Here is a 16200-nt window from a genome sequence, read left to right as displayed (position 1 = left end):
TGAGCGCCATGGCGCGCCACGCGCTGGCGCCGATGGGTGTTGCGTTGCTGCCGCGTCTGCCACGGCTGGCGGTCGCCGTGGTGGCCGGTTTGCTGCTTTGCGCCAGCTTCCCGTCGCTGAACTGGTGGTGGGGCGCCGTCGTCGCCTTCGCACTGCTGGCTTGGGTCTTAACGCACCCAAACACGACACCGGTGGGCGGTCTGGGCTATGGATTTCTGTTCGGGTTGGCGTTCTATCTGCCGTTGTTGCCGTGGATCAGCAGTCTCGTGGGTGCCATGCCCTGGTTGGTGCTGGCGACCGCGGCCGCGCTTTTTCCCGGTCTCTTCGGCCTGCTCGCTGTCGTGGTGGGCCCGCTGCCCGGTTGGCCGATCTGGTTTGCGGTGGTGTGGGCGGCGCAGGAGTGGTTGAAGTCGGTCGTTCCGTTCGGTGGGTTTCCCTGGGGGTCGGTGGCCTTCGGCCAAGCCGACGGCCCGTTGCTGCCATTGGCCCAACTCGGTGGCGCTCCGCTGCTCTCGATGGCGACTGTGCTGGTGGGATGCAGCGCGACCGCGATCGCATTGGAAATTGTGAAGTGGTGGCCAAGCAGCGGCCAGTCGGGTAGAAGCGGTCCGCCTCCGGCGGTGGTGCTACCGGGTGTCTGCATATGCCTGGTGTTGCTGGCCGCCGTCGTCGTTTGGCCCCAGGTGCGGCATGCGGGTGCGGGATCGGGCGGCGAACCCGTGATCACGGTCGCGGCGGTACAGGGCAACGTGCCGCGGCTCGGTCTTGACTTCAACGCGCAACGCCGAGCCGTGCTGGACAACCACGTCCGCGAGACGCTGCGACTGGCCGAGGATGTGCGTGCCGGGATCGTCCCGCAACCTCAATTCGTGATCTGGCCCGAGGACGCCTCGGATATCGATCCGTTGGTCAATGGCGATGCCGGGCAAGAGATCGCGGCAACTGCCGCGGCGATCGGCGCGCCGATCCTGGTCGGCACCGTGCTTGATGTCCCAGGCCGCATGCAACGAGCCCCCGAATACACCAATACCGTGATCGTCTGGAATCCGGGCACCGGACCGGCCGACCGCCATGACAAGGAAATCGTGCAGCCGTTCGGCGAGTATTTGCCGATGCCGTGGCTTTTTAAGCATCTTTCCGGGTATGCCGACCGGGCTAGCCACATCGTGCCCCGCCAAAGCAGTGGTGTCGTGCGTATTGCGGGGGTACCTATCGGGGTGGCTACCTGCTGGGAAGTGATCTTCGACCGCGCCGCGCGAAAAGCGGTCCTCAATGGCGCTCAGTTGCTGGCGGTGCCCACCAACAACGCCACCTTCAACAAAACGATGAGTGAGCAACAGCTGGCCTTCGCCAAAGTCCGAGCCGTGGAGCACGACCGATATGTGGTGGTTGCCGGCACCACCGGGATCAGCTCGGTGATTGCGCCGGATGGCAGCGAACTGGTCCGCACAGACTTCTTTGCGCCCGCCTACCTGGACATGCAGGTGCGCCTTAAGACGAGGCTGACGCCAGCAACTCGTTGGGGTCTGACCTTGCAGTGGATCCTCGTCGGAGCGGCCGGAGCGGTCGTGCTGATCGCCATGCGGCACAATGGATGGTTCCCGCGTCCTGCAGACGCGGGTGCGCCAGGCGAATCTGAGGGCGGCGTTGACACTGGTGACTACACTCCGCTCCACAGGGGCGGCCGACAGCCGCGTTATTTCGGGCGACACAGAGGAGCTAAATGACCACCGGCCAGCCTGCGCGCCAGACATCGGGTAATCGTCCCAGTCAGCGCGTCCTGGTGATCATCCCCACTTTCAACGAGCGGGAGAACCTGCCGGTGATCCATGCGCGGTTGAAGGACGCATGCCCAGGGATACACGTGCTCATCGTGGACGACGGCAGTCCTGATGGCACCGGCAAACTCGCCGACGAGCTGGCGCAGGCCGATCCGGGTGGTACGCACGTGATGCACCGCACCGCCAAGGATGGCCTGGGTGCGGCATACCTGGCAGGGTTTGCCTGGGGTATGAGTCGGGACTACTCGGTGCTGGTGGAGATGGACGCGGACGGAAGTCACGCGCCCGAACAGCTGCACCGTCTGCTCGACGCCGTCGACGCTGGAGCCGACCTTGCTATCGGTTCGCGCTATGTCGATGGGGGGACGGTGCGCAATTGGCCGTGGCGGCGCCTGGCTTTGTCCAAGACGGCCAACACCTATTCGCGGTTGGCGCTCGGCATCGACGTCCATGACATCACCGCCGGCTATCGCGCCTACCGCCGCGAAGTGCTCGAGGCAATCGACCTTGACGGTGTGGACTCCAAGGGCTACTGCTTCCAGATTGATCTGACTTGGCGCACCGTGAGCAACGGGTTCGTCGTCATCGAAGTGCCGATTACCTTCACCGAGCGTGAGCTTGGTGTGTCCAAGATGAGCGGATCCAATATTCGCGAGGCGCTGGTCAAAGTCACTCGATGGGGCATCGATGGGCGGCTCCAGCGCGCTCGAACGGCGCGCACGCGTAACCGCAGCTAGTCGGCGCGAGCCCGGTCAGCCGCGGCGGCGCGACCGGATCAGATCGAGGCGCTCCTTGAGCAGCTCTTCAAGTTCTTCGACCGTGCGCCGCTCCAGCAGCATGTCCCAGTGCGTGCGCGGCGGCTTGACCTTCTTGGGCTCGGGTAGGTCACCCTCGATCAGCGTGCCTTCCATGCCGTTGCGGCACAGCCAGGTGCCGGGGATATCAGCGTCGTCAGCGAAGGGAACCTCGAACTCCTCGCCGTTGTCGGTGCGGTACCGCGCTATCTGACGTGGCGCGAGGTCATGGTTGCGATCGGTCTCGTAGCTCACGGCGCCGAGGCGACTGCCTCTCAGGACTCGATCAGCCATCGGCGTACTCCTTTAGTGCGGTGAGCTCTTGGCTCCTGTGCGGGTGATTCTCTTCGCTTGCCAAACGTTACGACGGCCCGGGTAGTTCCCGGGCTGGCACGCAGGGCACGCGACGTGACCATCAATGATACCGGGGTCGCGGACGCTAACGGGCTAGCGGACTAAAGTCGGCAGGCGTGACGCGTCGTTCCCGGCCCCAACCATGCCGCTGGTGTGGTCGAGATGTGACCGATGTCGGGATGGGTCGGCGCCGCCAGTACTGTCGGCAGTCTTGCCGGCAACGCGCATACGAGCAACGGGCCTTGATAAACCGCGGTGAGGCCGGGGCTGTGCCAGCGGACGCGGTTGTGCTGTCGGCCGATGATGCGGCCGACCTGTCGGATCGCGTGTATCAGGTGCGATGCGCAGCGGAGGATGTTGCCACAGCACTCGATGAAGGAGCCGGCGCGATCGAACTGCGCGAACTGTGTGCGGCGCTGATCCAGGCTGCCAGGGCTGCCGACGGGTGGCGACGAGTAGGTGTCTAGGGTGTCTGGCCGCACCGTTTCGCGCCGGCGTAGGCGCCGCGGCAGTTCGATGCATGGAAACTGGGAGTATCCGACGTTTTGAAATCCTGCCGGAGTTGGCCATACTCACCAGCGATATCGGTCGAAGAAACAACGCGGGTCGAAGCAACAATGAGGTCGCTTCGTGCAGCACCTTCAGCACCTTCTGTGACTCGGCGAGCGCGCATCCGGCGTTCAGAGACGACCAATGTTAGGCGAGGATAGTAATGGTTGATCAACTCCAGCATGCGACTGAAGCGTTGCGCAAAGCGCTGGTCCAGGTTGAACGCCTAAAGCGCACCAACCGGGCGTTGCTGGAGCGGTCGAATGAGCCGATCGCGATCGTGGGCATGTCGTGCCGATTTCCCGGTGGGGTGGATTCCCCGGAGGCCCTGTGGCAGATGGTCGCCGAGGGCCGGGATGTGATGTCAGAGTTTCCGACCGATCGCGGCTGGGATCTGGACGGGTTATTCGACCCGGACCCCGACGTACGGCACAAGTCGTACGCGCGTACCGGCGGTTTCGTGGACGGGGTTGCCGACTTCGACCCCGGGTTCTTTGGCATCGCGCCCAGTGAGGCGCTGGCGATGGACCCCCAGCACCGGATGCTGCTGGAGCTCTCGTGGGAAGCGTTGGAGCGGGCGGGGATTGATCCTGCGGGGTTGCGGGGCAGTGCCACCGGGGTGTTCGCCGGGCTCATTGTCCAGGGCTACGGGATGCTCGCCGAGGAGATCGAAGGCTACCGGTTGACCGGCATGACCTCCAGCGTGGCGTCGGGTCGGGTGTCGTATGTGCTGGGGTTGGAGGGCCCGGCGGTGTCGGTGGATACGGCGTGTTCGTCGTCGTTGGTGGCGTTGCATATGGCGGTGCAGTCGCTGCGTTCGGGTGAGTGCGATTTGGCGCTGGCCGGCGGCGCGACCGTCAACGCCACACCGACGGTCTTTGTGGAATTCAGCCGGCACCGCGGGCTGGCGCCGGATGGCCGGTGCAAGCCGTACGCCGGGGCGGCCGACGGCGTCGGCTGGTCTGAGGGCGGCGCCATGTTGGTGGTGGAGCGTTTGTCGGATGCGCGGCGGTTGGGGCATCCGGTGTTGGCGGTGGTGCGGGGCAGCGCGGTGAATCAGGATGGGGCGTCGAATGGGTTGACGGCGCCGAATGGTCCGTCGCAGCAGCGGGTGGTGCGTGCGGCGTTGGCTCATGCGGGGTTGTCGGCGGTCGAGGTTGATGTGGTGGAGGGCCACGGGACTGGGACGACGTTGGGTGATCCGATTGAGGCTCAGGCGTTGTTGGCGACTTATGGGCAAGGCCGCGGTTCGGGTGAGCCTTTGTGGTTGGGGTCGATTAAGTCGAATATGGGTCACACGCAGGCTGCTGCGGGGGTGGCTGGTGTGATCAAGATGGTGCAGGCGATGCGCCATGAGGTGTTGCCGGCGACGTTGCATGTCGATGTGCCGAGTCCGCATGTGGATTGGTCGGCGGGGTCGGTGGCGTTGTTGACCGAGGCGCGGCCTTGGAAGGATAACGGTCAGGTGCGCCGGGCCGGGGTGTCGTCGTTTGGGATTAGTGGCACTAATGCGCATGTGATCATCGAGGCTGCACCCGTCGAGTGCGAGCGCGTTGTGGAGCGTCCTCAAGTGCCGGTGGTGCCGTGGGTGGTGTCGGCGAAATCGGCGGCGGCGTTGGGTGCTCAGGCGGCTCGGTTGGCGGCGCATGTGCGGGCTCATGGTGAGCTTGGTGTTGCCGATGTGGGGTGGACGCTGGCGGGTCGTTCGACGTTTGAGCATCGGGCGGTGGTGGTTGGTGGTGATCGGGACCGGTTGCTGGCCGGGTTGGATGAGTTGGCCGCTGATGAGCCCATGTCGGCTATTCGGGGTTCCGCTACACCTGGGGGCAAGACGGTGTTCGTCTTCCCCGGCCAAGGCTCTCAATGGCTCGGCATGGGCATCGAATTACTCGACACCGCACCGGTATTCGCACAAAAGGTCGAAGCCTGTGCGGACGCCTTCTCGGAGTTTGTGGACTGGTCGCTGACCGACGTCCTTCGTGGCGTGCCGGGCGCTCCGGGTCTGGATCGGGTGGACGTGGTGCAGCCGGTGCTGTTCGCGGTGATGGTGTCGCTGGCTGAACTATGGAAATCGGTCGGGGTACGTCCAGATGCGGTGATCGGCCATTCTCAGGGTGAAATCGCCGCCGCGTACATCGCCGGTGCGCTGTCCTTGCGAGATGCCGCAAAGGTGGTCACACTACGCAGTAAACTGCTGACCGGGCTGGCCGATCCGGGCGGCATGGTAGCCATTGCATGCGAGGCCCGGCAGGCACGGGAGTTGCTGGCGCCCTTTGGCAATCGGATCAGCATTGCCGCCGTCAATGGCCCGTCGGCGGTTGTGGTGTCGGGTGAAGTGGCCGCTCTAGCGGAATTAGTCCAGCACTGTACCGATCAGGATCTGCGCACCCGCCGCATCGACGTGGACTACGCGTCGCATTCGGTTGAGGTTGAGGCCATTCGCGGTGACCTCGCTGTTGCTTTGGCCGGCATCGAGTCACGGTCCTCGCGTATCGCCTTCTTCTCGACGGTGACTGGATGTCGTTTGGACACAGCGGATTTAGACGCTGACTACTGGTATTGCAACATTCGGCAGACCGTAGAATTTGACCAGGCGGTGCGCAGCGCATGTGAGCACGGCTACCGCACATTCATCGAATCCAGTCCACATCCCGTCCTGATCGCCGGAATCGAGGACACCGCCAACGATTGCGTCGGCGGGGACACCGAGCCTGTCGTTGTTCCCACGTTGGGTCGTGAAGATGGCGGACTGGAGCGGTTCCTGACGTCGGCCGCGGCCGCGTTCGTTGCGGGCGTGAGCGTGGATTGGCGTGCTGCGTTGGACGGGGCTGGCTTCGTCGAGTTGCCGACGTATGCCTTTGAGCGGCGGCGGTTTTGGCTCTCTGGCGATGGTGTAGGAGCCGATGCTGCCGACTTAGGGCTGGCCACTAGTGAGCACCCGCTGTTGGGCGCGGTGGTGGAGCTGCCGGCCTCGGGTGGGGTGGTGCTGACGGGTCGATTGGCGCCCAGTATGCAGGGTTGGTTGGCTGACCACGCCGTATCCGGTGTGGCGATGTTCCCGGCCGCGGCGTTTCTGGAGCTGGCGATTCGCGCCGGCGACGAAGTCGGCTGTTCGGTGGTCGACGAGCTGACGTTCCAGGCGCCATTGCTGTTGCCGTCCGGGAATTCTGGGCTGGGCGCGGTTGCGATGCAAGTAGTCGTGGGTCCTGCCGTGGGGGCACCTCCCGCTTGCGGGGGAGAATCAGGTCACCGCAGTATTTCGATCTTTTCGCGGACCGACGCCGGTTCCGGGTGGGTATGCCACGCTGAGGGCGCGTTGAGCTCGGGGTCGGTCGAACCGAGCGTGGACATGTCGGTGTGGCCACCAGCGGGAGCGGTCGCGGTGGACACGACGGACGGCTATGAGCGGTTGGCGGCTCGTGGATACGGCTACGGTCCGGCATTTCGCGGCCTGACCGCGATGTGGGCCCGCGGCGACGAGCTGTTCGCCGAAGTGAAGCTGCCCGATGCCGCCGGCGGTATCCGCGGGTTCGGCGTGCACCCGGCATTACTAGATGCGGCCCTGCATGCCGTACTCATGGCCAATCAGACGGCGGAACTGGTATTGCCGTTCTCCTGGCAGGGTGTTTCGTTGCATGCCGCTGGTGCGTCGGCGGTCCGGGCGCGGATTGCGCCGGCGGGTCCGGTCGGAACTTCAGCGGTGTCAATCGAGTTGGCCGACGGGTTAGGGCTGCCGGTACTCTCGGTGGCTTCGCTGGCAGCCCGCCCGGTGAGCGAACAGCAATTGCGGGCCGCAGTGTCGGGCTCGGGCCCCGACCGGCTGTTTGAGGTGGTCTGGTCACCGGCGACACCAACCACATCGGCGGGTTCAAACCTGACACCGTCGTACGAACTGTTCGAATCTGTTGCAGCTGACGAAGATCCGGTGACTGCCACCCATGAGCGCACGCGCCAGGCGTTGGCAGCCGTGCAGTCGTGGTTGACCGAGCGTGACTCTGGAGTATTGGTGGTCGCTACCCGCGGCGCAATGGGATTGGCGGGGGAGGAGGTCGCCGATTTAGCCGGCGCCGCGGTATGGGGGCTGGTGCGATCGGCCCAGTCTGAGCATCCCGGCCGGCTCCTACTCGTTGATTCCGAGGCGCCACTCGACGATGCGGCAGTCGCCCTGGCCTTGGCGGCCGGCGAGCCGCAGGTGCTGCTGCGGAGCGGACAAGTGTATGTCGCGCGGGTGCATGGCAGCCGCGCGGTTGACGGCGTCTTGGTGCCGCCGGGTGACGGGCCCTGGCGGTTAGGTATCCGTAGTGCCGGCACCTTTGAGAATCTGCAGCTGGAGCCGGTTCCCAACGCTGACGCGCCGTTGGGGCCAGGCCAGGTTCGGGTAGCCGTCCGCGCGATTGGCGCGAACTTCCGCGACGTCATGATCACTCTCGGCATGTTCCCCCATGACGCGCTGCTCGGCAGTGAAGCAGCCGGCGTGGTGGTGGAAGTCGGCCCGGGAGTTACCGAGTTCGCCGTCGGTGACCGGGTGATGGGGCTCTTTCCGGAAGGTACCGGTACGCTAGTCGCCGCCGACGTCCGGCTGCTACTGCCAGTGCCCGCTGACTGGTCGGACGCAGAAGCCGCCGGTATGTCAGTGGTTTGCGCCACTGCGTATTACGCCTTTGTGCACCTGGCCGACGACAAGCCGGGACAGCGGGTGTTGGTGCATGCCGCCACCGGTGGGGTGGGGATGGCGGCGGTGCAGTTGGCACGGCATCGCGGGTTGGAGGTTTTCGCCACCGCCAGCCGAGGTAAGTGGGACACCTTGCGGGCCATGGGCTTTGACGACGATCACATCTCTGATTCGCGGAGCCTGGAGTTCGAGGACAAGTTCCGCGAGGTTACCGGCGGGCGCGGCATGGATGTGGTGCTGGACTCGCTGGCCGGTGATTTCGTGGACGCATCGTTGCGTCTGGTTGCCCCCGGTGGGGCGTTTTTAGAGATGGGCAAGACCGATATCCGCGATCCCGGTGTCATCGCCGAGGAATACCCCGGCGTGCGTTACCGCGCCTTCGACCTATTCGAGCTCCGACCCCGGATGCAGCAGTACATGGCTGAACTCGCGGAGCTGTTTGACGCTGGAGTGTTGCGGCCATTGCCAGTAACGACATTTGATGTGCGGCGGGCGCCCGCCGCGTTGCGCTATTTGAGCCAGGCACGTCATGTCGGCAAGGTCGTGATGATGATGCCGGACGCATGGGCGGCGGGCACGGTGTTGGTCACCGGCGGTACTGGGATGGCGGGTTCGGCGCTGGCTCGCCACGTGGTGGCGCGTCACGGGGTGCGTCATCTGCTGTTGGTGAGTCGGCGCGGTACGGACGCCCCGGGTGCCGCGGAGCTGGTGGCCGAGTTGGGCGCGGCTGGTGCGCAGGTGCAGGTGGTGGCCTGCGATGCGGCGGACCGGGAAGCGTTGGCGAACGTGATTGCCGATATCGCAGTGCAGCATCCGTTGTCGGCGGTGATTCATGCCGCCGGGGTACTCGATGACGCGATGGTGACGTCGTTGACTCCCGAACGGCTAGATGGCGTGTTGCAGGCCAAGGTGGAGGCGGCCTGGAACCTGCACCAGTTAACCCGCGATCTGGATGTGTCGGCGTTTGTCATGTTCTCGTCGATGGCCGGGTTGGTGGGTTCCCCAGGCCAGGCCAATTACGCGGCGGCCAACACCTTCCTCGATGGGTTGGCCGCGCATCGGCGCGCCCACGGGTTGCCGGCGATCTCGCTCGGGTGGGGGTTGTGGGATCAGGCCAGCGCCATGACGGGCGGCATGGACGCCGCCGACCGAGCGCGGCTGGGCCGCGACGGTATCCTGGCCTTGTCTACGGAAGAAGCGCTCGAACTATTCGATACGGCAATAATTGTCGACAAGCCATTCGTCGCGCCCGTCCGTATCGATCTCACCGCACTGCGGGCCCACGCCGATGCGGTGCCGCCAATTTTCAGCGATCTGCTCAATGTACCGACCCGGCGGCAGGTCGACGATTCGCTGGCCGCCGCGAAATCGAAATCGGCTTTGGCGCACCGCCTGCACGGGCTGCCCGAAGCCGAACAGCACGCCGTCCTGGTGGACCTGGTGCGATCCCACATCGCCACCGTGTTAGGTAACACCACGCCCGAAGCCATCGATCCGGACAAGGCATTCCAGGAGTTGGGCTTCGATTCGCTGACCGCGGTCGAAATGCGCAACCGGCTCAAAGCCGCCACTGGTCTATCGCTTTCACCCACCCTTATCTTCGACTACCCAACCCCCAGTGGACTGGCCAAGTACATGCGCGCCGAACTTGCCGGCATCCCACAAGAAATCAAGCACACACCCGCGGTTCGCGCCGCCACCGACGATCCGATCGCGATCGTTGGTATGTCGTGCCGCTATCCCGGGGGGGTGAACTCTCCTGACGACCTTTGGGACATGTTGGTCGAGGGACGTGATGTGCTCACCGAATTTCCGGCTGATCGCGGCTGGAGCCTGGCCGAGTTATTCAACTCGGATCCCGATGTTCCGGGCGCTTGCTACACCCGCACCGGCGGGTTCGTAGACGGTGTGGCGGACTTCGACCCTGCTTTCTTCGGGGTCGGGCCCAGTGAGGCGCTGGCGATGGACCCCCAGCAACGCATGTTTCTGGAGCTCTCGTGGGAAGCGTTGGAGCGGGCGGGGATTGATCCTGCGGGGTTGCGGGGCAGTGCCACCGGGGTGTTCGCCGGGGTGATGACCCAGGGCTACGGCATGTTTGCCGCAGAGCCAGTGGAAGGCTTCCGGTTGACCGGTCAGCTATCGAGCGTGGCCTCCGGGCGGGTGTCGTATGTGCTGGGGTTGGAGGGCCCGGCGGTGTCGGTGGATACGGCGTGTTCGTCGTCGTTGGTGGCGTTGCATATGGCGGTGCAGTCGTTGCGCTCGGGTGAGTGCGATTTGGCGCTGGCCGGCGGCGTCACCATCAATGCCACACCCGACATCTTCGTGGAATTCAGCCGCTGGCGCGGCTTGTCGCCGGACGGACGCTGCAAGGCATTCGCCGGGGCAGCCGACGGCACCGGGTTCTCCGAGGGCGGCGGCATGTTGGTGGTGGAGCGTTTGTCGGATGCGCAGCGGTTGGGGCATCCGGTGTTGGCGGTGGTGCGGGGCAGCGCGGTTAATCAGGATGGTGCGTCGAATGGGTTGACGGCGCCGAATGGTCCGTCGCAGCAGCGGGTGGTGCGTGCGGCGTTGGCCAATGCGGGTCTGAGCGCGGCGGATGTGGACGTGGTGGAGGGCCACGGGACTGGCACCACGTTGGGTGATCCGATTGAGGCTCAGGCGTTGTTGGCGACCTATGGGCAAGGCCGCGGTTCGGGTGAGCCTTTGTGGTTGGGGTCGATTAAGTCGAATATGGGTCACACGCAGGCTGCTGCGGGGGTGGCTGGTGTGATCAAGATGGTGCAGGCGATGCGCCATGAGGTGTTGCCGGCGACGTTGCATGTCGATGTGCCGAGTCCGCATGTGGATTGGTCGGCGGGGTCGGTGGCGTTATTGACCGAAACGCAACCCTGGCCGGCGAATGGCCACATCCGCCGGGCCGGGGTGTCGTCGTTTGGGATTAGTGGCACCAATGCGCATGTGATCATCGAGGCTGCACCCGTCGAGTGCGAGCGCGTTATGGAGCGTCCTCAAGTGCCGGTGGTGCCGTGGGTGGTGTCGGCGAAATCGGCGGCGGCGTTGGGTGCTCAGGCGGCTCGGTTGGCCGAGTATGTGCGGGCTCATGGTGAGCTTGATGTTGCCGATGTGGGGTGGTCGTTGGCGGGTCGATCGGCCTTTGAGCATCGTGCCGTCGTGGTGGCGGCTGATCGAGACCGGTTGCTGGCCGGGTTAGACAAGTTGGCCACTGATGAAGTCGGGTCGGTCGTACGGGGTACGGCAACACCCGGGGGCAAGACGGTATTCGTCTTCCCCGGCCAAGGCTCCCAATTGCTGGGCATGGGAATGGGATTGCACGCTGGATACCCGGTGTTCGCCGAGGCGTTTAACACCGTGGTGGGCGAACTGGACCGGCACCTGCTGCGGCCACTGCGCGAAGTCATGTGGGGCCATGACAAAAATCTTTTGAACACAACTGAATTCGCGCAGCCGGCGTTGTTCGCTGTGGAAGTGGCCTTGTTCCGGTTGCTGGAATCCTGGGGTGTGCGTCCCGATTTCGTGATGGGTCATTCGGTGGGTGAGTTGTCCGCCGCGCACGTGGCAGGTGTGCTCTCACTGGAGAACGCCGCGGTGCTAGTGGCCGCCCGCGGCCGGTTCATGCAGGATCTGCCGGTAGGCGGGGCGATGATCGCCGTGCAGGCCGCCGAAGAGCAGGTGCGGCCGCTGCTGAGCGCCGAAGTGGGTATCGCGGCGGTCAACGGGCCAGCCTCGGTGGTGATTTCGGGCGCCCAGGATGCTGTGGCCGCGGTGGCGGACGAACTCCGCGCCACTGGCCACCGACTGCACCAACTGGCCGTCTCCCACGCGTTCCATTCCCCGTTGATGGACCCGATGATCGACGAATTCGGAGCGGTCGCTGCCGGGCTCGCGATCGGGCGGCCCACCATCCCCATCGTGTCGAATGTGACTGGGCAGCTAGCCGGCGACGACTTCGCGTCAGCGGCATATTGGAAACGGCACGTTCGAGAAGCGGTGCGATTCGCCGACAGTATCCGATTCGTGCACTCGGCAGGCGGAAATCGCTTCCTCGAAGTGGGGCCTAGTAGCGGCCTGACCGCATCGATCGAAGAGTTGCTGTCCGATGCACGGGTGATCACGATGTCTGCACTGCGCAAGGACCGCCCCGAGCCGGCAACGCTGATCAACGCCGTCGCGCAAGGGTTCGTCTCGGGCATGGACGTGAATTGGCGCGCGGTGCTGGGCCAGGCCAACTTCGTAGAATTGCCCACGTATGCCTTTGAGCGGCGGCGTTTTTGGCTTGCCGGCGACGGCGCAACGGCTGACGCCGCCGGTTTGGGACTGGAAGCCAGCGAACATGCGTTGCTGGGCGCGGTGGTGGAGCTGCCCGCCTCAGGCGGCGTGGTGCTGACCGGTCGGTTATCGCCCCGCGTGCAGGGGTGGTTGGCCGACCATGCCGTTGGCGGCGTGGTGCTGTTCCCCGGGGCGGGATTTGTCGAGTTGGCGATTCGCGCCGGTGACGAAGTGGGCTGCGGTGTCGTCGACGAGCTGAATCTGGCGGCCCCGCTGGTCCTGCCGGACTCAGGGTCGGTGGCGGTGCAGGTGGTGGTCGGCGGCGCGGATGACTCGGGTACCCGTGCCGTGTCGGTGTTTTCGCGTGCCGATACTGGATCGGCCTGGCGTTTGCATGCCGAAGGCGTACTGCGAGCCGGGTCGCCCGCGCCGACTGCGGATTTGTCGGTGTGGCCGCCGGTGGGAGCGGTCCCGCTGGACCTCGGCGACGGATACCAGCGTCTGGCCGAGCGTGGCTACGGCTATGGTCCTGCCTTCCGAGGCTTAACCGCGATGTGGCGGCGCGGCGATGAAGTGTTCGCCGAGGTGACGTTGCCCGCCGATGCTGGGGTATCAGTGGCCGGCTTCGGGATTCACCCGGTGCTGCTGGACGCAGCACTGCACGCGGTAATGCTGGCATCCGATAGTGCCGAGCTTGCCGAGGGTTCGGTGCTGGTGCCGTTCTCCTGGCAGCAAGTGTCGTTGCATGCCGCGGGCGCGGCGGCAGTACGAGCACGAATCGTTCCGGTGGGTCCGTCGGCAGCGTCGATCGAGTTGGCGGACGGACTGGGCTTGCCAGTGCTCTCGGTAGCTTCGATGGTGGCCCGGCCGGTGACCGATCAGCAGTTACTGGCCGCGGTGTCGAACTCGGGTCCAGACCGGCTCTTTGAGGTGGTCTGGTCGCCGCAGCCCGCAACCACGCCAACACCGGTGTCGGTGTGTGCTTGGGGCGCCATGGCTTTGGGGGAGGCAGACGCCAGCGAAGCTACGCCGACGGCACTACTGTTCGAGTCGGTGCCAGTCGCCAGTGATGTCGTGGCGGAGGTATACGCCGCTACCCGGTCCGTGCTCGGAGTATTGCAGTCATGGTTGGCCTCCGACGGGGTGGCGACGTTGGTGGTGGTGACCCGGGGCGCCGTCGCGTTGCCGGGGGAGGACGTCACCGACTTAGCGGGCGCGGCGGTGTGGGGGTTGGTGCGGTCGGCGCAGACCGAGCATCCCGGCCGGATTGTGCTTGTCGACACTGATATCCCCCTGGGAGATCTAGCTGCTGAGGCGGTAGCTGCGGCCTTGGCAGCCGGCGAACCGCAAGTGCTGCTGCGCGGTAAAACGGTGCATACCGCCAGAGTGCATGGCAGCCGCACAGTTAATGGTGTCTTGGTGCCGCCCGGGGACGGCCCCTGGCGGTTGGGTATGAGCAGTTCGGGCACCCTAGAGAATCTGCGGCTGGAGCGGATTCCCGACGCTGATGCGCCGCTGCAGCCCGGGCAAGTCCGGGTTGCTTTGTCGGCCATCGCCGCCAACTTCCGCGACGTCATGATCGCGTTGGGTCTGTATCCCGACGAGAATGCGGTCATGGGTGTCGAGGCGTCGGGCGTCGTCTTGCAAACTGGCCCGGAAACTGGCTCCGAAACCGCCTCTAACGATGGGCGTTTCGCGGTCGGCGACCGGGTGATGGGCCTGTTCCCCGAGGGCACCGGAACGATCGCGATTACCGACCAGCGGCTGCTGGTCAAGATGCCGACGGGATGGTCATTCACCGCCGCGGCGACCACTTCGGTGGTTTTCGCCACCGCTTATTACGCGCTGATGGACTTGGCCGCCATGAAGTCAGGGCAGCGGTTGTTGGTGCATGCCGCCACTGGTGGGGTGGGGATGGCGGCGGTGCAGTTGGCTCGGCATTTGGGGTTGGAGGTGTTCGCGACCGCTAGCCGAGGTAAGTGGGACACCTTGCGGGCCATGGGCTTTGACGAGGATCACATTTCTGATTCGCGAAGCCTTGAGTTCGAGGACAAGTTCCGGGAGGTTACCGGCGGGCGCGGCATGGATGTGGTGTTGGACTCGTTGGCCGGTGATTTCGTGGACGCATCGTTGCGTCTGGTTGCCCCCGGTGGGGTGTTTTTGGAGATGGGTAAGACCGATATCCGTGATCCAGCAGTGGTCGCCCAACAGCACACCGGTGTGCGCTACCGTGCTTTCGACCTCTTCGAAGCCGGGCCAGAGCGCATTGCGCAGATGCTCGCCGAATTGGCCGCGCTATTTGACGACGAGGTGCTGCGGCCGTTGCCGGCGACAACGTTTGACGTGCGACGTGCGCCCGCCGCGTTACGGTATTTGAGTCAAGCGCGCCACGTCGGCAAGGTCGTGATGACGATGCCGGATGCGTGGACGGCGGGCACCGTGTTGATCACCGGCGGGACCGGGATGGCGGGTTCGGCGCTGGCTCGCCACGTGGTGGCGCGTCATGGGGCACGTCATCTGGTGGTGGTGAGTCGGCGCGGTCCGGACGCCCCGGGCGCCGCGGAACTGGTGGCTGAGCTGAGCGCGTCCGGTGCCGAGGTGCAGGTGGTGGCGTGTGATGCCGCGGATCGGGCGGCATTGGCCAAGGTGATTGCCGATATCGGAGTGCAGCGGCCGTTGTCGGCGGTGATCCATGCGGCCGGGGTGCTTGACGATGCGGTGATTTCGTCGTTGACGCCGGAGCGGGTGGATGTGGTGTTGCGGGCCAAGGTGGATGCGGCCTGGAACCTGCATGAGTTGACCCGCGACTTGGATGTGTCGGCGTTTGTCATGTTTTCGTCGATGGCCGGGTTGGTGGGTTCGTCGGGTCAGGGCAACTACGCGGCGGCTAACTCGTTCCTTGATGGGCTGGCTGTGCATCGGCGGGCCCATGGGCTGCCGGCGATGTCGCTGGGGTGGGGTCTGTGGGATCAGGCCAGCGCGATGACCGGGGGACTGGGTGTCGCCGACCGGGCCCGCTTCGGTCGGGACGGAATTGTCGCGATGTCCTCGGATCAGGCGCTGGAATTGATGGATACCGCGATGATTGTCGACCAACCATTCCTGCTGCCTGCCTACATCGACTTTGCCGCGTTACGGGCCAAGTTCGATGGGGGCACGCTGCCTCCGATGTTCGTCGACTTGATCAACGCGCCGACTCGGCGACAGGTCGACGACTCGCTAGCTGCGGCGAAGTCGAAATCGGTTCTACTGCAACGCCTGGAAGGGCTGTCCGAAGACGAGCAACACGCGGTTCTGTTGGATCTGGTGCGTTCTCATATCGCCACCGTGCTGGGCAACTCCAGCCCCGAGGCGATCGACCCCGACAAGGCGTTCCAGGAGTTGGGCTTTGACTCGCTGACCGCGGTCGAAATGCGCAACCGGCTCAAAGCCGCCACCGGTCTATCGCTGTCACCGACGCTCATCTTCGACTACCCGAACTCGGCCGCGCTGGCCGGCTACATGCGCCGAGAACTCGTCGGTGCCGTGCAGCACGGCACCCCGGCCGCGGCGCCCGGGGAAGCCGAAATCCAGCGGGTCGTGGCGTCCATTCCGGTCAAGCGTCTTCGACAGGCGGGAGTGTTGGACCTGTTGCTCGGGTTGGCCAATGACGCCGACGGCAACGGGCAGGTCCCGGTCGGCGAGCAGACCACGGAAAAAGACATCGCGGACATGGACCTCGATGACCTGGTCAACGCGGCCTTCATGAACGATGACGATTAGG

Annotated in this window: 3 protein-coding genes and 1 pseudogene; 3 read left to right on the top strand and 1 reads right to left on the bottom strand. The window is 65.1% G+C overall.

Annotated features, from left to right (window positions below; translation table 11 throughout):
- Positions 1-8: 8 nt before the first annotated feature.
- Positions 9-2518: pseudogene (gene lnt, locus B586_RS11460) on the top strand (apolipoprotein N-acyltransferase).
- 15 nt (positions 2519-2533) lie between these two features.
- Here lnt and rbpA read toward each other — a convergent pair.
- Positions 2534-2869 (bottom strand): RNA polymerase-binding protein RbpA, encoded by a 336-nt coding sequence (gene rbpA, locus B586_RS11450; protein ID WP_047316379.1) that lies wholly within the window; start codon positions 2867-2869, stop codon positions 2534-2536.
- Between the two features lie 176 nt (positions 2870-3045).
- On the opposite strand from rbpA, the gene B586_RS21615 reads away from it, so the two are divergent.
- Entirely contained in the window at positions 3046-3396 is a 351-nt protein-coding gene (locus B586_RS21615; protein ID WP_082129618.1) for a hypothetical protein, read from the top strand.
- A gap of 245 nt (positions 3397-3641) precedes the next feature.
- Complete coding sequence (locus B586_RS11440; RefSeq protein WP_054879895.1) at positions 3642-16199, top strand: type I polyketide synthase; 12558 nt, start codon at positions 3642-3644, stop codon at positions 16197-16199.
- The last annotated feature ends 1 nt before the right edge of the window (position 16200 follow it).

It is taken from the genome of Mycobacterium haemophilum DSM 44634 (assembly GCF_000340435.2).
GTDB lineage: Bacteria > Actinomycetota > Actinomycetes > Mycobacteriales > Mycobacteriaceae > Mycobacterium > Mycobacterium haemophilum.
Note: the sequence above shows the minus strand (reverse complement) of the source record. Positions and strands in the feature narration are given on the sequence as shown.